The organism is Neisseria elongata subsp. elongata (assembly GCF_900113545.1).
Lineage (GTDB): Bacteria > Pseudomonadota > Gammaproteobacteria > Burkholderiales > Neisseriaceae > Neisseria > Neisseria elongata.
In genome coordinates this window covers 1-26325 of the sequence record NZ_FOPS01000008.1, presented here as the reverse complement: position 1 = coordinate 26325, position 26325 = coordinate 1, and the positions used below count along the sequence as shown (strand labels likewise).

Sequence of the window (26325 nt, the reverse complement as noted above, 5' to 3'; positions counted from 1 at the left end):
AGCTAATAACAGGAATGGAATAAGAAAATTCAATATCATTTCAATCTTGCTGTAACTAATCAAATTATCATTCTTACATTACTTGAGAAAATCATGAAAAAAAGTTTACCTCTTAATAAAGTAGTTTTTAAATCTAAATTTCGGGCAGCTTTAATACATTTTTTGTTTTCATTGATGATTTTCTTAGCTGTTGTCGGATGGTTAATCAGCGTACTTTATCCTTCATTCCAATTCAAACTAAATGGTGGTGTTCATGCCCTTCAATTATTAATTGGTGTAGATTTGGTATTGGGACCGCTGCTGACATTGTTAGTTTTTCATCCAATGAAAGGTCTTAAGGAAAGAATTGGTGATTTTACGGTCATCGGTATTGTGCAGTTGGCCGCACTAGCCTACGGTTTGAATACCATGTATCAACAACATCCCAAAATGCTGGTGTTTTACGATTATGGGCGTATAGAGGTAATTACTCAGCAGGCATGGGAAGCTAATCCTAGTAGTACGGAAAATTTCCCTGTTGTAGGAGGTGTACCGACGGGGGCCTATCAAGTGGGTACGGGGGCATATGTCCCATTGACTGTACAGATGTTGTCTGTAGCAGATCCGGCGGCCAGAAGTGTGATGACTTTTGAAGACAAGGCATATTTGAGCCATTTGGAAAAACAACATGGCAGGCTATATGCTGTAATAGCAGCAGGAAAATATAAAACCGTTAATCTGGTGTTGAACGATAAAATAGAAGTGGTCGCCGAGTTTGGATGGCGGGATATTTAATTTAGTCAAGTATTATGAGTTGTTGGATAAAGGAAAAGTAATAAAAGCAGGCTGCCATTCCAAGTTGCCTTCTGCAGGGTTTTAGAATATTTTCATTTATCTTAAGAAGGTTTAAACATTACCAGGTTATAGGTGTTCTAACGCATCATTAGATTTGGGAAGAGCCAGGCCGTCTGAAAACTACATTTTGTTTTCAGACGGCCTCTTTAATGCATATGTGTTGCTTACGGAGCTACCAGCTCACATGAACCTGTACGTGTTTTACACGAAACTTTTTTCAATAGGGCCGCTGTTCCCCTGGTTTGAGGTACGAATTCGATAGTTTCAGTTCTATCCCATGTCGCACCGCGAACTAACTTGGTTGCAGGATTGACAGACAAACAGGCTTTTACGGTGTAAGTATTAGCCATGACTCCATCTGTGCCGATTTCGGCTACACCGGCATTGATAAAGCCTTTGGCCTCTGATAAGCAGGCATTGTTAGCGGATTTTTGCATGTAGTCCTGATAAGCCGGCAGGGCGATGGCGGCTAAAATACCGATAATGGCGATTACGATCATCAGTTCGATTAATGTGAAGCCCCGAATGTTGTTTTTGCTGTTCATGGAGAATTGTTTCCTGTGCAAATTTAGTAAGAATTAAAAAATCAGATGACATTCTTTAAGCAATCGTTGTGCCAAGAAAAAATTTTATCTCTAATTTAATGTTTTATAAGAGTATTATTTTTCCATGTTAGATGGTAGCGCGGTTTGGCGGTGCAAATGGGCTGCTGAACGGCGGCAGATATGACTCTTTTTGTTAGCTGCAGTGATGGATTGTGTCAGTTTCGGCAGTGTCAGACGGCGTGTTCGGACGTATTTGTATGTGGCAAGCGCAAGGCGGGTTTGATTTGTCTTTGCGGGTAAACGGCAGTTTGGCAAACCCGTGCTGAAGTTTTGCCGTTTCGGCCAGGTAAAAGAAAACAGCCGCTGTAGCAGCGGCTGTCGTAAATAAATCCGAGATTATTTCAGGGCGCAAGTTGCAGTTTTAACGTCACACTCGGTGTCTTTTTTCAGACTGGCAGTACCGCGGGTTCTGGCAACAAACGGCAGTTTGGCAGCAGTGAACTGTTTGTTGGTAACAGGGTCAGCAGTAGTAGTGTCACAAGCTGCAGCTTTCCAAGCAGTAGTGATTTCGCCGTCGGTAGTAACTTCGGCAACAGCACCGTTAACCCAAGCTTTGGCTTCGCCCAAGCAAGCGTTGTTAGCAGATTTCTGCATATAGTCTTGGTAAGCCGGCAGGGCGATGGCAGCCAAAATACCGATAATAGCGATTACGATCATCAACTCGATCAGGGTGAAACCTTTTTGCATTGCTTTCATGATTAACTCCAGTTAAGTGTTTGGTAAAAATTACCGTTTTAAAAATCAGCTTTGCCGCCCCATGCGGCGCCGCCTTGTGGTTATCCCATAATGTGCTTGGCACATATTCTTTCAATTTGCTTCAGGCTTCGCTTTTTGGCGTTGCCTGTTGCGGATGAAATGTATCAAGCAAAGCTTGTGCCAACGGAGTATTTCCAGCTATTTTTTTATTTAAGTATTTATTTATTTTAGATTTTAAATTTCAATCAAATTGTATTTAGTGTCTGATTGGTATGAATGACAGGTGTATTTTTACGGCAGATTTGACGTTTCGGGGCAGGTTGGAAGGGACGCTGGGCGGCAGTTGACGGATTTTGTCAGTTATTTGTCATGGATTGGTAGGTGGCTGTTTTGTAGCCAATTCAAATACGAACGCCCTGTATCGTCATTCCCGCGCAGGCGGGAATCCAGACCGTCGCATCACAATCCTTTCCTATCAATGCCTGAAAACCCAAACTCTGAATTTTCACCTACGCGGGAATGACGATATAGGGCGTTTTTTATTTCTATCCACTATATAAACCAGATTTTCAGACGGCCTCTCCATTATTCCGGATCATCCGTAAACGCATTCGCCCGAAAGATTGGTACGAACGTCAACAGATAAAGCACGAACACGGCGGCGGTCAGAATCGCGGGGGCGGTGATGAAGAATATCAGGTTCACGTTCATTAAAACAGCGCGCGAGACGGCGGCTGCGAAGAGGATGGGGACGGCGATGCGGCAGAGTTTGGGGTAGTCGAGTTTGGTAAAACCGCTGTGCCACAGTCCGGCGGTCAGCCACACCATCATCACGCCGCCCATCATGCCGCCGAGAGTAATCAGGTGCAGGGGCGCGGAAGCGGGCAGGTTTTGCAGTTTCGCCGCGCCTGTCCACAGATAGCCTGCGGCGGCAAAAAGCTGGAGTAGGTAATAGGTGCGGACGTAGTGTTTGCGCAGGAGTTCGTGATGGTGCAGTTCGCGCAGCTTGGCGAGCAGGATGAAACCGACGGCGAATGCGGTAAAACCGGCGGTTTGCGCGGGCAGCCAAAGTTCGGCGGCGGCGTGCAGGAGCAGGAAGGTGATGGCGATGTTTTTATAGACGACGTTGGGGATGAATACGGGGTCTTTCAGACGGCATTCTTTGAGTGCTTCCGCACCCAAAAGGACGCTGACGCGCACGGATACGAACATGACCGCCGCCATGTTCAGATGCACTTGCGCGCGCAACAGGTTCAAATCGCCGCTGACGGCATAGGCCGTCTGAAAAACGGTAAACGCGGCAAGCAGCATCAGCAGGGCGAAATTGTCGGTGTTGCGGTCGAGCCAAATCAGCCAGGCGCAGAACAGCAGCAACACCAGCCAATAGGCGGCGACGAAAAACGAAGCGGTTTGCGGAGCAAACGGCAGCAGGACGGTTGCGGCGAACAACAACGCCACCAAGACGGTGGCAACGGGTTTCAGACGGCCTTTATAACCTGTCCATTCGAGCATGGCGGCAGTCAGAAAACCGCCGTATGCCGCAGGCAGCATGAGTTCTAAGAAGATTTGGCGGTGCAGGACGATGGCGCTGGGGCTGATGAAAAACACCAACGCGCCGAGTATGGCAAGTACCGCCGCGCCGACAAAAAACGGCCGCATGGGGTGGGTGAAAAATTTATTCATGGCTTGGCTTGATTCTGCATGAAGATGCTTTCGGATATGGATTTATTGGGCAGACAGGTCCGTATCTTTTACCAAAGAAGCAAGCCTGCGGCTTGCTTACCCTCTCCCTAACCCTCTCCCACGGGGAGAGGGTAACGAACCGCAAGGTTCGTCAGATATTCAAATGCCCGTATCATTCATATTATTGATATTATTGTTCGAATTGTATTATTTTCAATAATAATAAATAACCCTAAACCAATATAAATAACAGCTATTATCCAACGACTAAACTTCTCTACAATTTCACCAACACCTGAAATATTAGCCAATCTTTGTGCTGTATATACTAAAACAAAAATCAATATTAAAAATACAAGAAGAGTAACTAATAAGTCGACAAGATCTAAAGTCACAAAGTAAGGAACAAAAAGTCCAATATTATCTGCACCACAACTAGCAACTGTAACCAAAGCAACAATACCGACTAATTTTGACAACCCTTTTTCATCCAATTCTTTTTTAGCTCTTTTTTCGCCCTCACAATCGTCGTAAATAGCAACTTTAATACCTAAGTAAATCGGTATTAAACCTAATAAACCCAACACCCATTTTTCCGGAACATAATTCAAAACAAAAGCTAGAAATAAACTAACTAATATTAAAATTACAGAACCTAAATATTGTCCGATATAAATATCTCGATATTCTTTTCTAGTATTTGCTCTAGCAAAAAATATTAATAGTATTACCAACAAATCTACTGCTGTAGCAATATATAAAACAGCAGCAGTAATCACAGTCGAAAACATAAAGCACCTCATAATGAATCCCCTGCCCCCTTGGCACCACGGCTTTTTCAAAAACCGAATCGCGTTCGGATAACAGATTCGTATCTTTCGCTAAAGAGGCAAGCCTGCGGCTTGCTTGCCCTCTCCCTAGCCCTCTCCCACGGGGAGAGGGAATTAAGCTGCCAAACCCGAACATTTTCAATGTTTACCTGCCATCCGATTCCCAATCCTGCACCCTCTGATTTTCAGAAACCTGATCCCCTCGCCCCGTGGGAGAAGGTTAGGGAGAGGGCAACGAACCGCAAGGTTCGTCAGACACTCAAATGCCCGTATCATTCATAATAATGAATCCCCTGAAACTCTCTTGCCACCACGGCTTCTTCAAAAGCCGAATCGCGTTCGGACAGCGGCGTAGGCAGGGTAATCACGTTTTGCACGTTCATGCCCTTAGTGGAAAGCAGCATGATTTCATGGCTCAGGCGCGCGGCTTCGAAGCGGTCGTGCGTTACCAGCATACACGCCATGCCCTGCCGCTCGATTTTTTCCACCAGCATGGCAACCAAAATATCGCGCAAATCGCGGTCCAAACCGACAAACGGCTCGTCCAGCAAGGCAAGGTCGCAGCCGCACAGCAGCAGGCGCAAAAACGCTACCCGTTTCGCCATGCCACCGGACAACTCGGTCGGATATTTGTTCAAATCGCCCACAGTCAGCCCGACTTTCGCCGCCAGCGCGATGATTTCGTCCTCATCGGGTTTGTTCATAAAAATGGCGATATTCTGCATCGCGGTCAGGTTTTCCGGCAGACGGTTTTCCTGAAACAGAAAACCCGTTTTGCGGAAAGTATTGCGTATCGTGCCTGATTTCGGCGTTTCCAAGCCCGCAATCAGCCGCAAAACCGTCGTCTTGCCGCAGCCGCTCGGCCCGAACAAGGCTTTCACTTCGCCGTGTTGCAGGTTCAAACTGAAATCGCGCACGATGGGGTCGCGGAGAATTTCAAAACGCACGTTTTCAAGACAGAGCATCATCTCCTCCACGGCATAAACAAAATTTCCAAAGGCTTGGTAATCAGGTATTCAAACAGCGATACAAACACGATGACCAACACCACATAAGCCATCACCGTCGAAGTCTCCAGCATCGCCCTCGCGTCCGCAATCCGCGCGCCCACGCCTTCGCTCGCGCCCAAAAGTTCCGCCATAATCACCACCTTCACCCCCATCGCCACCGCCACGCCGATGCTGGAAATCACATAGCCCGTCAGATGCGGGATATACAGATAACGGATTTTTTTCAGACGGCCTAATTTATAAGCGTCAAACAATTCCTCATGCTGCTTGTTCACGCTCGCCATCCCGACTGCCGCACTCGCAAACGTCAGCGGTGCAACCAACACAATGATGGTAAACAGCACGCTCGGATTGCCGAAACCGAACCAAAACAACGCCATCACCACCCAAATAATCGGCGGCATCGCCAACAAAATCGTAATCATAGGCTTGAGTAAAGCCATCGCCGTCTTAAAACTGCCCGCCACCAGCCCTGCCGCCAATCCTGCTACCAAAGCAACCGAAATCCCCACCACCGACCGCCACAGCGAAATCCCGATTTCGTTTTCCTGAAAATGTTTCAATAAATCCAAAGATTTTTGAAACACCTCAACCGGCGCAGGCAGCATAAACTCACCGAACACGGCGCTACCCCACGCCCACAACGCCACCACCACCATCGCCACGCTCAGACCGGCAAAGCCGCTCCAAAGGTAGTCGATGATGTAAAACACCGCAGGCTGCGGTTTGCGTATTTTGTCGGTTTTAATCATGGTTTGAGTGTTGGTTGATGGGGCTGGTTTGGGGACGATAGGCTGTCTGAAAAGTTGGGTGGACAATCGGATAAACACCATAAGTTCTTTTCAGACGACTTTCTTACGCTCCTGCTCCTTATGCAGATAACTGCCTTTGGTGGTGATATAGAACATGTTTTGCAGTTTGCGTATGGTGAAATTCTTTAGGTTTTAATTTAAACACACTGTATTTACAGTTAAACCAATTCATCTATACCGATAGATTTTAAGTATTGATATGTCCCATCATAAAACTTTTTTTGACGAGTGTTATCACTTTCACTACCTTCCGGAATCCAGATTACCATGCCCTGCCTTGCTCTTGTTAATAAAACTCGATAAGCATTTTGGGTAAACTGTTTATCCTCTTCTTTATTGATATTTTGCCATTTGTATCCTTTAAAGGATTGGTAGCACCACTGGTTATCCTGATAATAGAAATTTTCTCCCCAAGCTAGACATACCCAATCAAGCTCAAGTCCTTGAACATCAAACTCTGTTGCCACATCTTCTAAAAAATAAGAGGAACGCACATCATCTTTGGGATTTAAAAACCAATTGGCCACGTCGATTTCATTTTTGACATGCACTCCTAATGCTTTCAGACGACGCGCCCCAGATGAAGCCACCAAGCCATAACGCTCACTTCCTTTGGCTTGTGCCTTTACCCATGCTTTAGCCTTTTGCAAATCTCTTGTAAGTACAATAGGATAATTGCTTTTAATTTCTTTCCAAAGTGACTTGGCTTGCTCATCTATGTCTAATAACGCGTGTACCCATGCCGAAACTTTTTCTGACCGAAACGAACGCACTGAAGTAGCCAGATGTAAATGGTTTTGCTTAACGCCTGTCGTAGATAACCAGTTTTTTATTGCAGTATCTTGTAAATAATTGTCTTGATTGACAATTAAATTAGAATAATGCACCTGCCAATCTATGTAAGAAGATTTCAAAGCTTGCATCCAGGCAACAAGACCTGCTTCCCCTGTGTTGATTTCTTGACCTCCCCCAATCAAGCAAACTATCACACACCAATCTTGATGGCGATTCATTACCTCAATCAAAAATTCTGGTTCAGACTGATTAAAATCTGGCCTTCCGCGTTTTTGACTCATAAATTTACGAGTTTGATGTTGATTCCACGCTCGTTGTGCTTCATCAAATACCACAACTTTTTCAGTTGGTGCCTGTGAATTTTTCAAATATTCATCTCTAAAATGATGAATATTTTGAATGAATGCTTTGGTTGCCTTTAATGCATTTTCTTTTTTGATTTTATTTTTAATGACACTATCTCTTGCTAAAGCCTCTTGCAAAACTTGTACCAACGGGCCATTTCCTGATAAGAAAACAGCGTGCTCATCTTCTGCTACTTTTAAACGCTGATTAGCAATATTGAGCCCAGCCAATGTCTTCCCTGCACCTGGAACACCAGTAACAAAACAAATAGCTTTTTTACTCCCTTGTTTGGCTTGCTCAATAATGTTACTAATGCAATTAGCCGTAGCTGATAAATTTTTTGCACCAGCATCTGAACGCGTGATTTCTGCAACATCATGATTTTGATAAAGTGCTTGTGCTGCTTCAATAATGGTAGGCGTTGGTTTGTATGGAGATTGCTCCCAAGCTAAAACATCCATCAGACTACTTGAATCATAAGGTTTGAAAAACTCATTTAAATTCCGCGCATTCAATAAAATTGCCTGATCTAGATTTTGTGCTGTCTGAAAATTATTTTCAAAAATTGGCGCTTTCTCTGCAATCAATATAGGAATTAAATTTGCATAATGACTACCTTCATGAAAATTTCGTAAATCAAGCGCATAGTCAATTACTTGGTCAATGGCATGCTTATCATATTGTTCGCTGCCAATTTTAAACTCTAGCAAAAAAATCTTATCTCCAAGAATTACAATATTATCAACACGCTTCCCCATTCTTGGAATTGAAAATTCAAAATAAATATAACCAGTTAGTTCTGCTAATTGTGACTTTAAAATGGTAATTTGCCGTTCCCATGCATTTTGTTGCGATTTTTCTAGTGTTTGATAACCATGATTTTTAGCTAATGTACCCAAAATATTTAAATCATCTTCCTGGATGAAATCAGTAATACTTTTACCATAATAAGCTCTTAACATAATTTATCTACCTAATATTAATATTAATTGTGTTTCTTATAAAAATAGTTCCTCAATATAATTCTTTGACCTATCCCGCTTTCCCAACGACTCCGGCTGGCAGATCTCTACCAGCAAACAAGCTTTGCAGCATTTGCTATATCCGGGCGGAGGGGTTTGTCCGCTTTCCAATAAGTTGCGGACAGCAGCGATGGTGGCGAGTGTTTGGACGCGCAGGCCGTCTGAAAAGAGTAGATCCGATACTCGTATCCGACAGCCCCTTTTAGCCGAAATGTCGGATTCAAGAATCCGACCTACGCTGCTGATAATGTCCTGATAGGTCGTCTGAAAATGACAAGGCGGATTTTATGGCTACACCATTATTTTCAGACGGCCTCTTTCCTCTTTTAAGCCAAGAAGAACCTGTTATCCGGCAGCTTGCCGCCCAGAAGTTTCGGGTTGAACTGCATCAGGATTTCGTAAAACTTCAAAATCTCGCTCTTCACTTCGCTGCCTTTGGTTACCGTCAGCCGCGCGCCGTCCAAGCCCATGACTAGGGCGGGTTCGGGGGCGGGGAGGTAGTTTTTGCCGATTTTCGCCGCGCTTTGGCGGTTAGCCAGTATCCAGTTGAGCGCGTTTTTCAAATCCTGATGGAAGATGTCGAACTGCGCCTTGTGTGCGTGGAAATATTCTTCGTTGGCGATGATGCCCGCCATCGGAATCAGCGGTTTGGTGTCAAACGCCTGCCCCCATGCTTTTACCAAATCAAAGCCGCGCACGACGTTTACGCCCATGGTTTTGCCTTTGAGCATGCTGGCAGTTGCCATCGGTTCGGGCAGGATGGCGGCGTGGTAGTCCTTGCTCAAAAACAGCCCCACCGCTTCGGGCGGCGTGGCGGTGTAAGTGATGCCGACTTCGTGCGCGTCGATTTTCAGTTTTTTCAACAAGGCTTGCAGCACGATGTCGGGCATGTCGTTTTTAAACGGCACAAGAATTTTTTTGCCGACCAAATCCTGCGGCGAGGTAATCGCGCTGCCTTTGCACATCAGCTGCGTGATGCCGTTGGTCAAAATATTCACCATGCCGACTTTCTGCCCTTGGTTGCGCAGGTTCACGCCGACATTGCTCGGACTCATCATCACTTTAAATTGCCCGCTCGCCACGCCCGCGCGAAGCTGGTCGGGCGATCGCCAAACCTTGAGCGACACATCCGCCTGTTTCGCCAGTTTGCCTTGCAACGCCGCTACGGCGATGGTGACGCTGGGCATCGCCGGCGCGCCGTACACGGTAAATTGCTCTTTCCCCGCCGCCAACAGCGAGGGCGAAACCCCTGCTGCAGCCAGCGCGGCGGTCATTTTTAAGAAATCACGTCTCTTCATATCCATTTTTTATCTCCTAATTCTTAATAAGCCAGTGTAGGCATTCTTTCAGACGGCCTGATTTTAAAAAGCCGCATGCAAACTCAACCAATATGTCCTGCCCGGTGCGTACACCACGCTTGGCGACAGGGCGAGGACGTGGTCGCCGCTGATGTGTTCGGCGTATTTTTTGTTGAACACGTTGTTCACGCCCAAGCGCAAGCCGTATTTGTCTTTGATGTTTACGCCTGCGTACACGTCGGCAACGGTAAAGCCTTTGGCGGCTTCGCGTTTGTCTATGCCCAGACCGCTTGCCGCGTCAAAATCGCCGCGCGTTTGTTTGGCGACAAAGCGTGCCGCTGTGCCGATGTTGTAGCTGCCGTGGGCAAAGTAGTTTTTGTAGTCGGCTTGGACGGCGGCTTCAAACGGACGGATTTGATAGAGCGGCCTGCCGTCGGTTTCGTTGTGTCCGTAGTTGTAGGCGGCTTTGATGCCTGCCGCCCAATGCGGATTGAAGTTGTAACGCGCGTAGGCTTGCGCTGTGAATAGGCGTGCGTCCACGTTGCGTGTGATGATGCCGCCGCGATTGGATGAAATACCGCTTTGTCCGTGTGCGCGGTCAAAAATAATCAGGTCTTTGACTTTGTCCGCTACAAGCGTGCCGCCCACGTTCCAGCCCGCGCCTGCCAACGAGTTCATGTAGCCGTTGTAGTAGTCGTTGCGGCTGTCGGCGGTGAGCTTGATGCGGTTGTGTTTTTCGGTTTTCAGCAGGGGATTGCCTGCGATGGCGGCGGCTGGGGTTTGGTTCATCAGCGCACCGTTCATGCGGTTTTGCACGATGGCGGCAAGCGAGTTGAAGCGTTCGGTGTTGTCGCCGATTCGTTCTAAGTGAGCAAGGGAAACGCTGTATTTTTGCGTTTCAGACGGCGTGAAATCGTATTTGATTTCGCCCGATAAAGCATGACGGCGCACTTTGCTGTTGAAGTCGTAGCCGTAATGGGTTTTCCAGATTTGTTGCGCCGAGGCGAAGGCGAGATTGCGGTTCATCGGATGGGCGGGTTGCGCCGTATTTTTGCGAACGTCCGCTTCGTTGAGTTCGTAGCTCAAGCCCAAGCCCAGTTTGTGTCGGTCGTCAAACTTGTAAGACAAGGTATCGGCAATGCGCCAGCGGTCGATGTGCACATCGGCGAAACGGTAGCCGTTGAGGAAATCGCGCATGGGAGTGTGGGCGTTGCGTTCGCCGTTTTGGCTGTCGTTGCGGTAGCTGATGGCGGCCGTGTTGTGGAACTTGCCGAAGTCCGCGTCGTGTTTGAGCGAGAAATCATACACTTTGCGGTCAAGCTCTACGAACACTTGCTGCGGCGTGTTGTTTTGGCGCAGGGAGTAATTGTCGGCGCGGCGTTTGAGTTTGATGATGCCTGCTTCCGCGCTGACCGTATTGCTCAAATCGGCATTGCCCCAACGCGCGTTGAGTTTGGCAATGTGGCGTTCGGTGTCCAATGCGTCGTTGACGAACTGCGGCTGGCGGTCGTTGTTGATGTCGTCGTGCAGATAAGTGAGGCGGTATTCCTGATTTTCAGACGGCACGAAACCAAGCACCAAAGCCTGATTGAAGCGGCTGTATTTCCAATCGGTATCGCGGCCGCCGCCGTCTTTGTAGCCGTTTGCCTTGGTGTGATTGAGGTTGGCTACTCCGTACACCTTCGCCCCGCGTGCTTGCGCGGTAACGGAGTTGTAAAAGCTTTTGCCGTAAAAGCCGCTGTTTGCCTTCAGCGGGCGGAAGGCTTGGTCTATGTTTTCGGTAACAAAGTAATGATTGCTGCGGTCGGTGCGGTCGAATTGGTTTTCGGGGAAGTAGCCCTGAGCCGCGGTTGGCGCAATGGGTTTGGGGGGCGAGAAGGTTTTGACAGGCTGGATTTCGTCAGGGTCTGCCAAGGTTTCCGCGAAAATGGGTGCTGATGCAAGGCCGCCCATCAGCAGCCAAGCCAAGTATTTTTGTTTCATCTCAACTCCTGATAATAATTTTTATTTATTATGCTATTAAAAGTAATGCAAGTAAAGAAAAGTTTCTCCCAATCGGCTAAAGGGAATTTTTATTGATGTTTGCCGCCATGGCCGAATGTAAAAAGGCCGTCTGAAAACGGTATTTTCAGACGGCCTGTTGTATTTTTATTGCTTTGCAGCTTATTTCAGCAGATTTTTCAAGGCCAGACGTACGCCTTCGCCCACTTCCGTTCCCGGGGCGATGCCTTTGACGGCGGCGCGGGCTTCGCGGTCGCTGTAACCCAGGGCCAGCAGCGTGCCGATGATGTCGTCGGTTTCGTCGGCGGCCTGCGGTTGGGCAAACAGGCCGTCTGAAACCGTGCCGCCGGAAAGTTTGCCGCGCAGTTCGAGTATCATGCGCTCGGCGGTTTTTTTGCCGATGCCGGGAGCGGAGGAGAGGCGTTTGACATCTTCCTGCGCCACGGCCTGCGCCAGTTCGTCGGCGGTCATGGCGGACAGGATGCCCAGGGCGGTTTTTGCACCGATGCCGCTTACTTTGACCAGTTGGCGGAAAGTCGCGCGTTCGGCAGCCGTGCCGAAGCCGAACAGCAGGTGTGCGTCTTCGCGCACGACGAGTTGGGTGTAGAGCTGCACGGTTTCGTTCAAGGGCGGCAGGTTGTAGAAGGTCTGCATGGAAACGTTGGCTTCGTAGGCCACGCCGTTTACGTCGATGACGATTTGCGGCGGCTGTTTTTCGATGAGTTTTCCGGTCAGGCGGCTGATCATGGGGGTTCCTCGAATGGATTGAAACGGGCGGGATTATAGTGCGAAACGGTCGGCGCGATTCGGCGCCGGTGGGTATAATTGCGCGGCCGTGGTTTCTGGCAGGGCGTTTTCAGGGGGAATGAATGAGTGATAACAGAAAACATGATGAGTTGGCGGGTATTTTACTACACCAGCTACGCAATCTGATTGATGGTAATCAGGCGCGGGCGGGCGAAGTTGTGCCCGGGCAGTATGAAGCGGAAGATTTCTGTGTCCGTTTGCTCGTGTTGTGGTCTTTCTCCGGCACGATGGAGGACAGCGTAACGGCGGGCGATGCTTCGATGGCTGATCATTTCGGTTACAACGGCGCGGCATTTGCGCGGCACAGCGGCGAATTGTCGGAACGGGCGGCCTGCGATACAGATTTGCGGGCGGGCTTTATGGACAGGCTGCGTGTTGCGGGCGGGAAAGGTGTGGCCGAATCGGGGCGGGAAACGGCTTTCCATACTTTCCGGCCGTTTTCCATGCATGAGCAATGCCAATCCTGCCACGGCAAGGGCAATGTCTCATGCCGCTCCTGCCAAGGATCGGGGCGGGAGCGGTGTCATTGGTGCGGCGGTTCGGGTCAACATGCCGAGCAGGTGCCGGTATATGACGGCAACAGCCAATACCGGGGTACGCGGACGGTGTACAAAAGCTGCGGCGGCTGCTGGGGCAGCGGATACAGGACGTGCGGTTCGTGTTCGGGCAGCGGCAGGGAAAAATGCGGCAATTGTTCGGGCTACGGCTTTTTTACCCGTGTCCGTGAAATACAGGCATTGGCCGTGCCGTCGTACGAGGTGGCGGCGGATACGCGGTTTGCGCCGCAGGCATTAAGTGATTTGCTGGCCCGGTCGGGTGCGGAATTTTGCGGCGAGAAAATCCCTTTCGATTTGAATGGGGAGCAGGCGGGTGAAAAGACGCACGGGATGTCGTATGTCGGTATCAGCACCGCTGTCATGCTGCCGTTCGGGCTGAAGGGGAAGACGTATATCTGCCATGCGTTTTCCAATCCGCCTTATCCCTATGTGCGGCCGACCGTGTTCGACGATTTGTTTGCCGACGAGCTGGCGTTCCTGCAGACGAATTTGTCCGGAAAGCGGAAATTGGGCAAAAAGGATGCGGTGGCGTTTTTCAGCCGTTATGCCGGACAGCCGGTTTTGGATGATGCCATGCGCAAAATCGCGGACTGCCGCACGGCGCAGGACGAAGATACCGGCCATGCCGTTCAGACGGCCTGCCAAGGCTTTATCAGTACGGAAATGGCAGGGTGGCTGGCCAATGTGCTGAACCTGATCATCGATAAAGTGTCTCCCGCCTATTCCCCGACCGTGTGGGTTTTGTCCGGTCTGCCGGTTTTGGCCTATCTGGCCTTGTTGCAGGAATGGGATGCCGAACAGAATATTGCCGCGAAGCCGTTCGGAACATTACTGGGCGGCGGATTGGCTTTCCTGCTGATCCTGTTGGCCGTCGGCATTGCGGCTTCTTTGCTCAGTATGGTGGTCGTGGCCTGGCAGCGGCGCAAAGTGCCGCCTGCCTACCGCCAGCAGATGCGTCATGCGGAGGCATTCGGAAAATTGTTCGGCTGGGGCTTCCTTGTATGGCTGGCGGCCTGCGCCTACGGTTTTGCCGCCTCGCAGGATTGGCTGCCGAAAAGCGAAGGCCGTTTGGCCTTGGAGGTAACTCAGGCGGCGTGCAGGCAGGCGGACGGGTGGTTGGGGCCGTCTGAAAACGGGGAATTCGAAGGAAACGGTTTTTTTGCGAAGCTGAAACGGGATTTCGGCAGTCTTTGCCGGCCTTCTGACAATCATACCGAAAGGATGGAACTGCCTGCGCAAAAAGAGCAGGTGCTCTATATCCAACGCCGTTTGCAGGCAGGCGGTTATAAGATTAAGGCCGACGGTAAATTCGGTAAGGAAAGCCGCCGTTTGGCCCGCGATTATCTGGCCAAAGCCGGGCAGTCCGTTGCCGACGATGCGGCGACGGAGGATTACTATCGGGCGTTTTTGCAGCTGGAGGATGCAGGGTATTGAGCCCGTACGGCTTTCAACATCAAAGAGGCCGTCTGAAAAACCTTGTCGCGGGTTTTTCAGATGGCCTTTCAATTTATTGCGGCCTTTGCCGTTTTCAGACGGCCTCTGTCCGCAGCAGCAGCCAGTCGCGTGCTTCGCCGTCTACCAGCGGCAGCAGTTTTTCGCGCACGTCGGCGTGGTAGGCGTTGAGCCAGCGGATTTCTTCGGCCGTCATCAGCGACAGGTCTATCGGGCGCGTGTCTATGGGGCAGAGGGTGAGGGTTTCGAAATGCAGGAATTTGCCGAATTCGGTTTCCTGCGGCGAGGCTACGGGTTGGTTGGCGACGAGGTTTTCGATGCGCACGCCCCATTTGCCCGGGCGGTAGAGGCCGGGTTCGTTGGAGGTAATCATGCCCGCCTTCATGGCGTGATGGGGATTGACGGGGGCAAGGTAGGAGATGACCTGCGGGCCTTCGTGCACGTTCATGAAGTAGCCCACGCCGTGCCCCGTGCCGTGGCCGTAGTTGCATTGTTCCTGCCACAGGGGTTTGCGGCAGATGGCGTCGAGCAGGGGGGCGGCGATGTTTTCGGGGAACACGGTTTCGGCCAGCGCGATATGGGCTTTTAAGACCAATGTGTAGTCGCGTTTTTGTTCGGGCGTGGTTTCGCCGACGGGGACGACGCGGGTGATGTCGGTGGTGCCGCCCAGATATTGCGCGCCCGAGTCAATCAGCAGCAGGCCGCTGCCGGTGATGTCGCTGAACGCTTCGGGCGTGGCGGCGTAGTGCGGCAACGCGCCGTTGGCGTTGTAGCCGGCGATAGTGTTGAAACTGAGTGAAACGAAGTTCGGGCGCGCGCTGCGGTATTTGTGGAGCATGGTGTCGATGTCCAGCTCGTTCATGGCGGTGCCGTCGGCCAGATTGCGCTCGAATTTGGCGAAGAAGCCGCACAGTGCCGCGCCGTCCTGCCGCATGGCTTCGCGTACATGGTCCAAATCGGCGGCGGATTTGACGGATTTGAACAGGGTGGACGGGTTGATGTTTTCAATCAGGCGACTTTCAGACGGCATGAGTTGCAGCGTGCTGACGGCGGTTTTGTCGGGATTGACGAGCAGGCCGTCTGAAATTTTGCCCAAGGCTTCGCGCACGGCGGTGTAGGGCGCGGTGGTGATGCCCGCTTCGGCCAGCAGCGCGCGCGATGCCGGATTCAGCTTGGCTTCATCGACAAACAATACGGCCGAATCAGTGCCGATGAGCAGATACGACAGGAATACGGGGTTGTACGGTACGTCGCTGCCGCGCAGGTTGGTCAGCCAAGCGGTGTCGTCGAGCGAAGAAATCAGATGCCAGGCCGCGCCTTGTTCTTTCATGGCGGCGCGCACGCGGGCGAGTTTGGCGGCGGCGGTTTCGGAAACGAAGGCCGCGTCGTGCGGGAAAACGGTTTCCTGCGGCAGGGCGGGGCGGTCGGTCCAAACCGCGTCGGCGATGTCGCGCGATACGTCCAGGCGGATGTTTTTGGCGGCGAAGGCGGTTTCAAGCTGGCGTTTGGCGGTCAGCGACAGCATGTCGGCTGCCGCACCCGCCGCCGCGCCGTTCGGCAGTTCGGCAGCCAGCCAGTCGGTGTAGGGCGCGACTTCGCCGACTTTCTGCAATTCTATGCCGCTGCCTTGGAGCTGGTGTGCGGCCTGTTCCCAATAGCGGCTGTCCGCCCACAGGCCGGCTTTGTCGGCGGTAACGACCAAGGTGCCGACCGAACCGGTGAAGCCGGAAAAATACACCCGCGCCTGCCAGTGTTCGGGCAGGTATTCGGACAAATGCGGATCGGCGGACGGGATAATCCAGGCGGCGAGGTTGTGTTCGCGCATGGTTTGGCGGAGTTTGGCAAGGCGTTGGGCGGCGGGGTTCATGAGTTGTTCCTTTCTGCGTGCGCGCCGTTTCGGCGGCGGATTGGATGGGTGGAGGGGCCGTCTGAAAGCAGGGTTTCGGTTTTTCAGACGGCCTGTCCGATTCGGTTTGTTTGTCTAATATATCGCAGGCCGTGCTTTCTTCATAGCGGGCTTGCAAACGCGGTATGGAAGAATTCGTGCTTGGGCTAGATGGGTTCTAAATCGGCGAAGAAGATAATATCCAAGTCTTTTTTGGGTAGGAAATCGGTTTTTTCGGCGCGGAAAACCGTCGGGCTGATTTTACGTAAGGATTTGTCCCAACACAGGGAAACGAGTTGGCCGGGTTCGCGCTCGATTGTCAGTGTGAATTTGCCGATCGGCTTGGCCCAGTTTGCGCCGGTGGTTAAGACGTAGCCCAGTTGGGTGTAGGTGCGGAAGCGGTGGCGCGGGTCGGCCAGCGTGCGGCGCAGGTCTTCTCTGATGCAGTACGTTTTCGCCATCGGGCCGCCTTTTTCCGGTTCTGCGGGCGGGATGAGGAAGCTGCCGCCCAAAAGTGGGGTGTATTGATGTTTTATGTTAGTGGTTTTGCCGGCTTTGAAGGTCTGCTTCCAACTGTATACGATTGTTGCCGACCAGAAATCGCTTATGTCGTCATCGACTTTCAGCTTGAGTTTGGCCGCCTGCGGGGCCAGGCAGGCTTTGATTTTGGCCGATACTTTTTCATGGTCGTATCTATTCGTCCACGGAGCCATCAATTCGATATCGGACAGACCGCATTGTTTCAGCTTGGCGGTCATGTCGAGTTTTTTGCCGTCTTTGGTTTCAAAAAAGGCGCGCACATGGATTTGAGGTTTGACGGCTTTGCCGTCAGCCCAAATGCGGAAGCTGTTGATGAGGCCAGCGGTGTCGGCAAAATCACCGTCGGGAGTTGCCGGTATTTCGGGCAGCGGGAATAATACGGTTTCGGTAATGTCTTGGGCAGAGTGATTCTTGAACGAATAAGCCACGCGGATTTGCCGCTGGCTGATGTACAAATCCTCGCTCTGCATTTCAATATGCGGATTTTTTAAATATTGGATGCCGCCGGTTTCGACAAAGCCGGTGCTGTCATTGGCTTGCGCCGTTGCGGCGGCGAGCAGTAGGGGAAGGAGAATAGCGCGTTTCATGGGATGCCTTTGAAAAAACAGAGGAAGGCCGTCTGAAATGTTTTCAGACGGCCTGAAGCGCATGTTAATCCGCACCTTTGAGCATACGGTTCAGTACGGGAACCTGTACCAGCAGCGCGATGCCGACCGATACGCCGATGATACACAGCAACCAGTAGAAATCGAGCGGTGCTTTTTCATCATAGAACCGTTTAAACAACTGGCCGCCCAAGGTAAAACCGATGGATAGGGCGAGGAAGTTCAAGGCCACCATCTGGGTTTTGAACATCGGCGGGGCGATTTTGGTGGACAGCGAGAGGGAAATCGGCGACAGCAGCAGTTCGCCTATCGTTACGGCCAGCAGTACCAATGCGAAGATGATGATCGGCATCGGCGTACCGGAAGAAATGTAGGGTACGAAGCCGAGGTAGGATACGCCGACTATCAGCATCGCCAGGGCGAATTTCAGCGGCGTTTTCGGCTGGCGTTTGCCCATTTTCGTCCATACGGCAGCCAACACGCCGGAGAACAGCACCACCCACATACTCTGTATCGAGTCTTTCCATGCTACGGGTACGGTAAAGCCGAAGAAGGTGCGGTCTACCGTTTCGTCAAAATATACGGTGGCCACGGTGTACACCTGGAACCATACCGCCCAGAAGGCGCAGATGGTAATGAAAAGCGGGATATAGGCGATGATGTGGCGTTTGTTGTCCGCATTGACATGCTGGCTGCCCAGCAGTCGCGCAAAGTAGGCAATCACGGCCAGAATCACCGTTGCCAGCAGGAATTGCGGGAAGGTTTCGAGGTTCAGCGCGCCGGTGGCAATCAGGCTGCCCAAAACCAATATGATCAATACACCGATTGCGGCGGCGGTTTTTACTTTTTCCGGCTGCAACGGATTGGGGGCGGGTGTTTGCGGCAGATTTTTGCGGCCGAGGGAATACCACCACAAACCAAACGCCATGCCGACGGCAGCCGCGCCGAAGCCGTAATGGAAGCCGTAATCTTTTTGCAGCAGGCCGGTAATGATGGGGCCGAAGAAGCCGCCGATATTGATGGAAATGTAGAAAATCGAGAAACCGGCATCGCGCAGCGGTTTCATTTCGTCGCTTTCATACAGCGAGCCGACCATGGAGCTGGCCGACGATTTCACGCCGCCGCTACCCAATGCGATGCACACCAGGCCAAACAGCAGGCCGGACAGGCCGGGGATGACGGCCAGTAGGATGTGGCCGAGCATCACGACGATGCCTGAGATAAACAGCGTTTTTTCCGCCCCAAAAATCCGGTCGGCCAGCCACGCGCCGAGGATGGTGGAGAGGTAGACGCTGCCGCCGTATGCGCCGACGATGCCGCCGGCCAGGGTTTTATCGATGCCCAACCCGCCTTCTTTCGCGGCGTAGTATAGATAAATCATCAGGATGCCCTGCATCCCGTAGAACGAGAAACGTTCCCACAGTTCGATGTGGAACAGCGTGGAAAGCTGAATCGGATGGCCGAAGAATTTTTTGGCCGGGTTTGGGGTAGACATAAATTCTCCTTAACAAAAGGCAATCAATTTTTTATTAGTCGGCAAGCGGCATCCGGCAGTCAGGCCGTCTGAAAACAACGGCAGCAGCCGAATCATGCCTGCCTTGTAGTGATTTGTAACTCAATATTTAAAATTTGTCAAAACGGGCAATGGCGGATTTACGTTTTATGATGTGTTTCAATAGAAAAGGCCGTCTGAAAACGGATTTTCAGACGGCCTGCCGGGTAATAATCCACCTGCCTATACATCAACAAGCCAGGAATATGGAGGGCTGGGTTTTAGACGCACAATTTGCGAAAGCTTTCCCAGCCCGATTGCCGAAGCGGATTTTCGGTACTTGTCGGTGGTTATTTCTTTTTGCCGAAAATCAGCGACAACACCGACAGAATCAGGAAGCCGACAAACAGGATTTTGGCAATGCCTGCCGCACTGCCCGCGATGCCGCCGAAACCCAGTACGGCTGCAATGATGGCGATAACGAAGAAAACGACTGCATAATGTAGCATGATTTTTTTCCTTTCAATTGTTGTGGTGAGTGTACGGCCGAAAGCAACCGCATGTTTTTAATATTAGATTGAAATCGTTAATCTTGACCGTTTAGCCAATCGTCGATTTCCTTTTCGGCTTCTTCTTTGGTGCAGCCATATTTTTCGCGGATTTTCCCTGCCAATTGGTCGCGTTTGCCTTCGATGATGTCCAAATCATCATTGGTCAATTCGCCCCATTTCTCTTTAGCCTTACCTTTGAGTTGCGCCCATTTTTCTTTGATAATATATTCATTCATGGTTATACATTTCAATATTTCTTAATAATTAAATACTAATGGCGTTATCCGCTTGTTTTTTACCTTATCCGATAATTTATTTTGTCGCAAGCCGCTTTACATTTTCATCTAAGCCATCAATCAGCCAGTTAATGAATTTTTCAATGAATAATTTAATAAATCAAACGGTTAAAAATTATTGTTAATTTTTTAAAATTCTGGCGGTTTGGGTCGGATAAACTGTATGGGAGATGGATTTTTGACGGAAAGGCCGTCTGAAAACGGATTTTCAGACGGCCTTTCAGTTTCAGGTGATTTCCTGCGCTTATTTGCCGGGAACGACGCCCATGCGCTGTTTCAGCGAGGTGTTCGCCTGTTTGAACAACGAGGCGTAGTAGGTAGCGTTGGTCATCACTTTTTTCACGTAGTCGCGCGTTTCATCGAACGGGATGGTTTCGGCGTAAATCGCGCCTTCCAGCGGGGATGATGCCTGCCATTGGCGGGCGCGGCCTGGGCCGGCGTTGTAGCCCGCCGTGGCCATGACTTCGTTGTTTTGCAGGCGGCGTTTGGCATCGGACATGTACCATGTGCCCATGCGGATGTTGCCGTCCATGGTGTAGAGTTCGCTGCTGTCCATACCGATTTTGCCTGCGATTTCGCGCGCGGTGGCGGGCATAACCTGCATCAGGCCTTGTGCGCCGACGCTGGATTGCGCGCCGAGCATGAAGCGGCTTTCTTGGCGGATGAGGCCGTAAACCCATGCTGGGTCGATGCCTACTTCGGCGGCATAGCGGCCGGTAATGTCGCGGAAGGGCGAGATGTAGCGCAGGTTGTAGTTGAGTTTGTGTGTAGTGCTGTCGGCGGTGTGGATGGCCATTTCGTAGAATTGGTTGTCGTAGGCAAGCTGGGCGGCGGCCAGTTTGGTGTCTTCGTTGAAGCCGCGCGTGGCGTAACGCCATTCCGCCTGTGCCGCACGGCGCATGGCGCGGTCGCCGCCGCCTGCTTTGAACAGGGTGAGGGCGCGGGCGATGGCGCCGTCGCGTGCCAGGGTGTCGAGGTCGCGGCGGCTTGCAGCGGCGGCATTGTTGTCGGTGCGGATGCGGTTGCCGAGTTCTTCGGCGGACAGTACGGCGTAGAAGTTGCGTCCGCTTTGCTCTGCTTTACGATAGAGGGTTTGGGCGCGGGCGTTGTCCCCGCGTGCGGCGTGGCTGCGGCCGAGCCAGTACAGCCAGGTTGGATTGCCCTGCAGTTCGGCCGGCATGGAGGTAATGATGTCGGCCAGTGTGCCCCAGTCTTGAAGCCTCAGGGCGGAACGGGCGAACCATTCGAATTGGTCGTTTGTCAGTTGGTTGCGGTCGGCACGGCGGTAGTATTCGAGGGCGGTGGCGAAGTTTTGGCTTTTGGCCTGACGGTGCGCCAGTACGCCCCAGGCGAATCCAGCCTGTTCGCGGGTGAAGAGGCTTTCTTGGTTGCTCAGGTTTTGGGCTGCCGCCGGGCTTTTTTGTGCGTTCGCGCCGATGATGCCGCGCAGGAGGTTTTCTTGCGCGCCTTGCCCGCTGCCGCCTTCAAGCGGGCTGCCGAGGGCGGCGGCAAGACGGGAGGCATCAGTGGTTTGGTTGTTGGCAATCAGGCCGCGTACGCGCCGCCAGGCATCGGTGGTTTTCAGACGGCCTTCCCGTGCGCGGGTTTCGATTAAGGCGGTGCAGCCTTGCGGCAGGCGGCCGGTTTCGCGGACGAGTTTTGCCGCCAAGCCGGTGTCTTGCAGGTTTTCGGCGTAGCAGCCGACTTCCTGGCTGCGGCCTTCGGCGGCGAGTTTAGCGTATTCGCGTTGGAAGGTTGCCCAGTCGCCGCGCCGCGCCAGGCTTTTGAGCCATTCGTTGCGGACGGCTTCGCCCATCGCGCTGTCGCTCTGGCCGCTGAGGAATTGGGCGGGCTGGATGTCGTCGCCGGCTTTGGCGGCGCGCAATACGTTTTCGTAGAGGGCGTAGTCGTTCAGTGTTTTTGCCGGGTTTTCGCTGCTGCGGGCGGTCGGCAGGCTGAAGCCGCCGGAAACGTCGGACGGTAGGGCGTGCCTGCTGTTTACGGGTTCTACGGGCTTTTCGGCGGTACATGCTGCCAAGAGCAGGGCGGCAATCAGGGGTATTCTGTATCGGATCATGTGTCGTCGTTCTTTCTGTTGCGGGTTTCAGACGGCCTATATTGTGTGTTTGATGGGTTGGAGGCCGTCTGAAAGCAGGGAGGGATGATAGCAAGGTTTGCTGGCTTTGCCCAAATGTGCCGCACTTGATTTACATTGGTTATTCGTATTCTGCGGTTTGTCGGAAGATAGGCCGGCCGGACGTTTCCGTCCGGCCGGTGGATGTTTTCAGACGGCCCCGAAAGGCTGTCTGCCGTTTTTTAAAATATCTGCCACACGAAGAAAACCAGTGTGTGGAGCAGGAAGAGCGGCACCAAAATGCCGAACGACCAGGCCATGTAGCCGAAGAAGCTGGGCATGGGCACTTTGCGTTGTTCGGCGATGGCTTTTACCATGAAGTTGGGGGCGTTGCCGATGTAGCTGAGCGCGCCCATGAAGACCGAACCCATTGAGACGGCCAGCAGGGTGTGGAACAGGTGGCCGTTCATTAAAACGTGGGGGTCGCCGCCGGCGAGGTTGAAGAACACCAAATAGGTCGGTGCGTTGTCCAAAAAGGCGGACAACAGGCCCGACATCCAGAAGTACATGGTGTTAATCGGATGGCCGGAGCTGTCGTGCACCAGTGCGACCACGCCTGCCAGCGCACCGTTTTCGCCTGCTTTGAGGATGGCCAAAACAGGTGTGATGGTGATAAAGATGCCGAGGAAGAGTTTGCCGACTTCGGCTATCGGGTCCCAGTCGAATTCGTTGCCGGCCCGAACCTGTTTCGGCGTAATCATCAGCGAAACGGCGGTTATAGACAGCAGCAGCAGGTCGCGGATGAGGTTTTGCAGTTCGTAATGGCTGCCGAATACATCTACGGAAATGCCGGGTTTCCAGATGCCGGACATCAATACGGTACCGACGATGCCGATTAGCAAGGCAAAGTTGCGTTTGCCGTGGATTTGCAGACGGCTGTCGGGGCTTGGATCGCGGGGTTGGATTTCGTTTTCTTTGCTGTAAAAATGTCTGTCAAGAAAATAAAACAGAGTTAACAGGACGGTGCTGCTGATCAATACGGGCATCAGCATATGGCGTACCGTCCACATGAAATCCACGCCTTTCAAAAAGCCGAGGAACAGGGGCGGGTCGCCCAGCGGGGTCAGGCCGCCGCCGATGTTGGCTACTAGGAAAATAAAGAAAATGACGGCGTGTACGCGGTGTTTGCGGTTATCGTTGGCCTTCAGCAGCGGGCGTATCATCAACATCGCCGCGCCGGTCGTCCCCATCACGGAAGCCAGCAGGGTGCCGATGGCGAGGATGGAGGTATTCGTTTTGGGCGAGCCATGCAGGTTGCCCCATACCAAAATGCCCCCGGACACGGTATAGAGTGCCAGCAGCAATGCGATAAAGGGTATGTATTCATCCACTAGAGCGTGGATAACGGTAGAAATGCCGGAACCTAGGCCATAGCTGAGCGAGAACGGAATAAGGAAAAGCAGCGTCCAAAACGCGGTAATTTTGCCGAAGTGATGATGCCAAGTGTGTGAGAACAGCAGCGGACCGGTAGCAATCGACAGCAGAATCAAGGCAAACGGCAAACCCCATAACAAACTTAGAGTTGAGCCGTCGGGTGTGGCGGCGAAAACGGAAGTCGGAAAGAGTAATAGCAGGGGTAGAAGGAGTTTGTGCGGCATTAGAGTTCCTTTTCTTATTCCGGTCGGCAGGATATTTTTCAGACGGCCTTCCTTTATAGTCAAGCGGTCTGATTATTAAAAACTACCGTCCGATTGTAACGGAAAAACAAAATCAATGAAACGCAGCAGGGAAATGCGCCGAATTAAGAAAAAAGGCAGAATTTTCGATTCTGCCTTTTTGAAAAATATTTGACTGTAATTGGGGCGGCAAGGATATATGGGAACAAAAACATCATTGTTTGGGTATGTTGGGAATACGCTGAACAGTTTGTTTTGATAATAATGTTCCCAAGTTTTCTTATAAGCCTATCTTAGTCTATTTTCTGCGCAATCTCAACAAAATCATCAAGTACGGATTTTTTGGGTAATTCATTTCTTTAAAAAACGAATATATTTTGAAACGATGGATATGCCGTATGGTGTTTGTGTTCTTTATATTTTAAGGATTTTAAGCGAGAGGACGTGCCGTCAGCTGAAATCGTCGACGCCGACGGAGAGGCTGACGATAAAGAGTACCGCCAGCGCCAGCAGGTTCGGTAGGTTGAAATAAGAAGGTTTCGGAGGCATAGGTTCGGTGGGGGCGGGTTTCAGACGGCCTCAAACCGTCATCGGGGCCGTCTGAAAAACAAAAACGAAAACCGGCGGCGCGTCCGGTCAGTATTCCGACAGCGGTTTTTCCGGGTCGTAGCCGCCGTCGCTTTCCTTGATGACGGCCTGCCCGCAGATAATGTGTTCGCCGTCGAACGTGAGGGTGGGGTTGCCGTACAGCTCCCAGCCGTTTTGCAGGGCTTCGGTAACGCGGCGGCAGAACGAGGCGTCGTCCGGTCCGGTGAGGTAGCGGTAGAGTTTCATGAGCAGTTTCTCCAGTGTGAAAACATTTTCAGACGGCCTCAAAAGCAGGACGGGGCCGTCTGAAACAGTATAGTGAAATATCTAAAAAACAGTAACGGCCATATTCGGTAAATTTACTCTTTCCGAGTGGCGGCAAAGGGACAAGACTGCCGTTTAAGAGGATTAAGGCCGTCTGAAGGTCAGCAGCAAATCACGGAATACATTCGGGTCTTTGATGAAGGTCATTTCTCCCTCTTGCGGGAAGTGGAAATCCAACAGGCGGGAAACCCAAAAACGTATACAGCCGGCACGCTGGGCCGTAGGGAAATAAGCACGTTCGGCATCGGAAAGTGGACGGATGCTTTCATAACCGCGAACGAAAGCATCTTCTAAAGAAGAGTCCAAGTGATTGTCTGCCGTTCGCGCCCAATCGTTGACCGCAATCGCTAAATCGTACATAAAATTGCCGTCGCAAGCATAATAAAAATCGATAAAACCCGCTACATCGTCGCCGTTCAGCAGCACATTATCCTTAAATAAGTCTGCATGGATAATGCCGCGTGGCAAACCTGTATCGGGGTGGTTGTCCAAATAAGCAATCTCATCCTGCAAGAGTTCGGCATCTTCTTGATTTAATACCGGCAGCAGTTTATCTGCCGCTTCATGCCACCAGGCAGCATGGCGGGGGTTTTCCATATGCAGCGGAAAATCCCGGCCCGCCAAGTGCATTTTGGCTAGCATCGCACCTGTGTTAAAACATTGCCTAATAGTCGGCCAACCCGTATCCGCACCTTGAAGGCAGCTAACCAAACAAGCCGGTTTCCCTGCCAAGATAGAATCAAAACGACCGTCTTTTCGCATGATAGGTGCCGGGCAGGCAACGCCGGCTTTGCTCAAATGCTGTTTTAACAGAAGAAAAAAAGGCAGTTCGTGTTGTTGCAGCACTTCAAATACAGTCAGCACATAACGGCCATGGGATGTGGTTAAAAAATAATTGCTATTGGTTACGCCTTGGGCAATTCCTACTAAGGAAATAAAATCACCCAAATTGTAATCAGTTAAAAAAGTACGCATTTCATCATCGGAAACACTGGTATAAACAGACATGGGAATCGCCTATCTTTGGAGAAGATACAGATAAGTTTTAAAACTGCGGCATCATATCAAATATACAAACTTACTAGGAAAGAATGTACGCAAAATAAATTTTTTAGTTTTATTGTTCGAGGTTTAGAAAAATAAAATTTTATAAAACAATTTGATAAGCAATTTCCCATATTTTCTTGCAATATTTGTTTGACAGTATTTTCGGATGTGCGTATAGTTCGGTTCTTCGCCGCTTCGGCGGCGTATTTTGACGGTTGAGTTCCGTTTCTTTTCAGAAATAGTTTGACAAAAAGAAGCGGCGTGCTATAATAATCGTCTTTGCTCTTTAACAAACAGATTACCGATAAGTGTGAGTGCTTAGGCCTCACACTGTTTAGAAGACAGACAAGATGATGTTTTGAACATTATTCTGTCGGTTTCTTTGAAGCAGACCAGAAGTTATAAGTTAGAGATTGAACATAAGAGTTTGATCCTGGCTCAGATTGAACGCTGGCGGCATGCTTTACACATGCAAGTCGGACGGCAGCGGGGTAGTGCTT

The 26325-nt window shown here is 51.1% G+C and carries 21 protein-coding genes, 1 rRNA gene and 3 pseudogenes; 3 read left to right on the top strand and 22 right to left on the bottom strand.

Annotation, left to right across the window (positions count from 1 at the left end; translation table 11 throughout):
* Positions 1–93 precede the first annotated feature (93 nt).
* A complete protein-coding gene (locus BM261_RS08430; protein WP_143095762.1) occupies positions 94–774 on the top strand; it encodes a hypothetical protein in 681 nt (226 codons plus the stop codon).
* Between the two features lie 493 nt (positions 775–1267).
* On the opposite strand, the pseudogene BM261_RS12770 reads toward BM261_RS08430, so the two are convergent.
* The 12 genes and pseudogenes from BM261_RS12770 to ruvA all read right to left on the bottom strand — a co-directional run.
* Positions 1268–1379: pseudogene (locus BM261_RS12770) on the bottom strand (prepilin-type N-terminal cleavage/methylation domain-containing protein); the annotation flags it as partial.
* Positions 1380–1775: 396 nt separating this feature from the next.
* Complete coding sequence (locus tag BM261_RS13060; RefSeq protein ID WP_074897380.1) at positions 1776–2135, bottom strand: prepilin-type N-terminal cleavage/methylation domain-containing protein; 360 nt, start codon at positions 2133–2135, stop codon at positions 1776–1778.
* 585 nt (positions 2136–2720) lie between these two features.
* Positions 2721–3818, bottom strand: coding sequence for an NnrS family protein (locus BM261_RS08415; protein WP_074897377.1), 1098 nt, complete (start codon positions 3816–3818; stop codon positions 2721–2723).
* 176 nt (positions 3819–3994) lie between these two features.
* A complete protein-coding gene (locus BM261_RS08410) occupies positions 3995–4609 on the bottom strand; it encodes a CadD family cadmium resistance transporter (RefSeq protein WP_049248376.1) in 615 nt (204 codons plus the stop codon).
* A gap of 311 nt (positions 4610–4920) precedes the next feature.
* Entirely contained in the window at positions 4921–5613 is a 693-nt protein-coding gene (locus BM261_RS08405) for an ATP-binding cassette domain-containing protein (RefSeq protein WP_172459051.1), read from the bottom strand.
* Positions 5613–6410, bottom strand: a complete 798-nt coding sequence (locus BM261_RS08400) for an ABC transporter permease (protein WP_074897374.1) — start codon at positions 6408–6410, stop codon at positions 5613–5615. Before BM261_RS08400 ends, BM261_RS08405 begins: the two co-directional genes overlap by 1 nt.
* A 96-nt stretch (positions 6411–6506) precedes the next feature.
* Positions 6507–6584 (bottom strand): annotated as a pseudogene (locus BM261_RS13055) (CRISPR-associated endonuclease Cas1); the annotation flags it as partial.
* Positions 6585–6628: 44 nt separating this feature from the next.
* Positions 6629–8572: a DUF2075 domain-containing protein gene (locus BM261_RS08395; protein ID WP_074897372.1), complete on the bottom strand. Its 1944-nt coding sequence runs from the start codon at positions 8570–8572 to the stop codon at positions 6629–6631.
* 36 nt (positions 8573–8608) lie between these two features.
* Positions 8609–8806, bottom strand: a pseudogene (locus tag BM261_RS08390) (CRISPR-associated protein Cas4); the annotation flags it as partial.
* A 152-nt stretch (positions 8807–8958) separates the two neighbouring features.
* The gene (locus BM261_RS08380; RefSeq protein ID WP_074897370.1) at positions 8959–9936 is read right to left on the bottom strand and encodes an ABC transporter substrate-binding protein; all 978 of its coding nucleotides are present in this window, start codon (positions 9934–9936) and stop codon (positions 8959–8961) included.
* Between the two features lie 57 nt (positions 9937–9993).
* Complete coding sequence (locus BM261_RS08375; protein WP_074897368.1) at positions 9994–11913, bottom strand: TonB-dependent receptor; 1920 nt, start codon at positions 11911–11913, stop codon at positions 9994–9996.
* A 180-nt stretch (positions 11914–12093) separates the two neighbouring features.
* Positions 12094–12678: a Holliday junction branch migration protein RuvA gene (gene ruvA, locus BM261_RS08370; RefSeq protein ID WP_074897366.1), complete on the bottom strand. Its 585-nt coding sequence runs from the start codon at positions 12676–12678 to the stop codon at positions 12094–12096.
* A gap of 122 nt (positions 12679–12800) precedes the next feature.
* On the opposite strand from ruvA, the gene BM261_RS08360 reads away from it, so the two are divergent.
* Complete coding sequence (locus BM261_RS08360; RefSeq protein WP_143095761.1) at positions 12801–14729, top strand: hypothetical protein; 1929 nt, start codon at positions 12801–12803, stop codon at positions 14727–14729.
* Between the two features lie 94 nt (positions 14730–14823).
* Here BM261_RS08360 and BM261_RS08355 read toward each other — a convergent pair whose 3' ends face one another.
* From BM261_RS08355 to thrB, 10 genes are all read right to left on the bottom strand, one after another.
* Positions 14824–16614, bottom strand: coding sequence for an aminopeptidase P family protein (locus BM261_RS08355; protein ID WP_074897360.1), 1791 nt, complete (start codon positions 16612–16614; stop codon positions 14824–14826).
* 185 nt (positions 16615–16799) lie between these two features.
* Positions 16800–17759 carry a DUF4424 family protein gene (locus BM261_RS08350; protein WP_074897359.1) on the bottom strand — a complete coding sequence of 320 codons (960 nt, stop codon included), beginning with the start codon at positions 17757–17759 and terminating at the stop codon, positions 16800–16802.
* A 64-nt stretch (positions 17760–17823) separates the two neighbouring features.
* The gene (locus BM261_RS08345) at positions 17824–19272 is read right to left on the bottom strand and encodes an oligopeptide:H+ symporter (RefSeq protein ID WP_074897357.1); all 1449 of its coding nucleotides are present in this window, start codon (positions 19270–19272) and stop codon (positions 17824–17826) included.
* 347 nt (positions 19273–19619) lie between these two features.
* On the bottom strand, positions 19620–19778 hold the full coding sequence (locus BM261_RS08340) for a DUF1328 domain-containing protein (protein WP_003744611.1): 159 nt from the start codon (positions 19776–19778) through the stop codon (positions 19620–19622).
* A 77-nt stretch (positions 19779–19855) separates the two neighbouring features.
* Positions 19856–20056 carry a CsbD family protein gene (locus BM261_RS08335; RefSeq protein WP_074897355.1) on the bottom strand — a complete coding sequence of 67 codons (201 nt, stop codon included), beginning with the start codon at positions 20054–20056 and terminating at the stop codon, positions 19856–19858.
* 304 nt (positions 20057–20360) lie between these two features.
* The gene (locus BM261_RS08330; protein WP_074897352.1) at positions 20361–22193 is read right to left on the bottom strand and encodes a lytic transglycosylase domain-containing protein; all 1833 of its coding nucleotides are present in this window, start codon (positions 22191–22193) and stop codon (positions 20361–20363) included.
* 239 nt (positions 22194–22432) lie between these two features.
* The gene (locus BM261_RS08325; protein ID WP_074897349.1) at positions 22433–23848 is read right to left on the bottom strand and encodes a sodium:proton antiporter; all 1416 of its coding nucleotides are present in this window, start codon (positions 23846–23848) and stop codon (positions 22433–22435) included.
* Between the two features lie 468 nt (positions 23849–24316).
* Complete coding sequence (locus BM261_RS08320) at positions 24317–24415, bottom strand: iron ABC transporter (protein WP_074897347.1); 99 nt, start codon at positions 24413–24415, stop codon at positions 24317–24319.
* 87 nt (positions 24416–24502) lie between these two features.
* Entirely contained in the window at positions 24503–24700 is a 198-nt protein-coding gene (locus tag BM261_RS08315) for a DUF1737 domain-containing protein (protein WP_074897472.1), read from the bottom strand.
* A gap of 162 nt (positions 24701–24862) precedes the next feature.
* The gene (thrB, locus tag BM261_RS08310; RefSeq protein WP_074897345.1) at positions 24863–25786 is read right to left on the bottom strand and encodes a homoserine kinase; all 924 of its coding nucleotides are present in this window, start codon (positions 25784–25786) and stop codon (positions 24863–24865) included.
* A gap of 454 nt (positions 25787–26240) precedes the next feature.
* Between thrB and BM261_RS08305 the strand changes: the two genes are divergently transcribed.
* A 16S ribosomal RNA gene (locus BM261_RS08305) occupies positions 26241–26325 on the top strand; the annotation flags it as partial.

Bases quoted from the DNA above. Each gene is read 5' to 3' on its own strand.
- BM261_RS08430 (WP_143095762.1), top strand. From the start codon at position 94: ATGAAAAAAAGTTTACCTCTTAATAAAGTAGTTTTTAAATCTAAATTT.
- BM261_RS08405 (WP_172459051.1), bottom strand. From the start codon at position 5,613: ATGCTCTGTCTTGAAAACGTGCGTTTTGAAATTCTCCGCGACCCCATC.
- BM261_RS13060 (WP_074897380.1), bottom strand. From the start codon at position 2,135: ATGAAAGCAATGCAAAAAGGTTTCACCCTGATCGAGTTGATGATCGTA.
- BM261_RS08360 (WP_143095761.1), top strand. From the start codon at position 12,801: ATGAGTGATAACAGAAAACATGATGAGTTGGCGGGTATTTTACTACAC.
- BM261_RS08340 (WP_003744611.1), bottom strand. From the start codon at position 19,778: ATGCTACATTATGCAGTCGTTTTCTTCGTTATCGCCATCATTGCAGCC.
- BM261_RS08350 (WP_074897359.1), bottom strand. From the start codon at position 17,759: ATGAAACGCGCTATTCTCCTTCCCCTACTGCTCGCCGCCGCAACGGCG.
- BM261_RS08400 (WP_074897374.1), bottom strand. From the start codon at position 6,410: ATGATTAAAACCGACAAAATACGCAAACCGCAGCCTGCGGTGTTTTAC.
- thrB (WP_074897345.1), bottom strand. From the start codon at position 25,786: ATGTCTGTTTATACCAGTGTTTCCGATGATGAAATGCGTACTTTTTTA.
- BM261_RS08345 (WP_074897357.1), bottom strand. From the start codon at position 19,272: ATGTCTACCCCAAACCCGGCCAAAAAATTCTTCGGCCATCCGATTCAG.
- ruvA (WP_074897366.1), bottom strand. From the start codon at position 12,678: ATGATCAGCCGCCTGACCGGAAAACTCATCGAAAAACAGCCGCCGCAA.
- BM261_RS08315 (WP_074897472.1), bottom strand. From the start codon at position 24,700: ATGAAACTCTACCGCTACCTCACCGGACCGGACGACGCCTCGTTCTGC.
- BM261_RS08410 (WP_049248376.1), bottom strand. From the start codon at position 4,609: ATGTTTTCGACTGTGATTACTGCTGCTGTTTTATATATTGCTACAGCA.
- BM261_RS08375 (WP_074897368.1), bottom strand. From the start codon at position 11,913: ATGAAACAAAAATACTTGGCTTGGCTGCTGATGGGCGGCCTTGCATCA.
- BM261_RS08325 (WP_074897349.1), bottom strand. From the start codon at position 23,848: ATGCCGCACAAACTCCTTCTACCCCTGCTATTACTCTTTCCGACTTCC.
- BM261_RS08320 (WP_074897347.1), bottom strand. From the start codon at position 24,415: ATGCCTCCGAAACCTTCTTATTTCAACCTACCGAACCTGCTGGCGCTG.
- BM261_RS08395 (WP_074897372.1), bottom strand. From the start codon at position 8,572: ATGTTAAGAGCTTATTATGGTAAAAGTATTACTGATTTCATCCAGGAA.
- BM261_RS08330 (WP_074897352.1), bottom strand. From the start codon at position 22,193: ATGATCCGATACAGAATACCCCTGATTGCCGCCCTGCTCTTGGCAGCA.
- BM261_RS08380 (WP_074897370.1), bottom strand. From the start codon at position 9,936: ATGGATATGAAGAGACGTGATTTCTTAAAAATGACCGCCGCGCTGGCT.
- BM261_RS08355 (WP_074897360.1), bottom strand. From the start codon at position 16,614: ATGAACCCCGCCGCCCAACGCCTTGCCAAACTCCGCCAAACCATGCGC.
- BM261_RS08415 (WP_074897377.1), bottom strand. From the start codon at position 3,818: ATGAATAAATTTTTCACCCACCCCATGCGGCCGTTTTTTGTCGGCGCG.
- BM261_RS08335 (WP_074897355.1), bottom strand. From the start codon at position 20,056: ATGAATGAATATATTATCAAAGAAAAATGGGCGCAACTCAAAGGTAAG.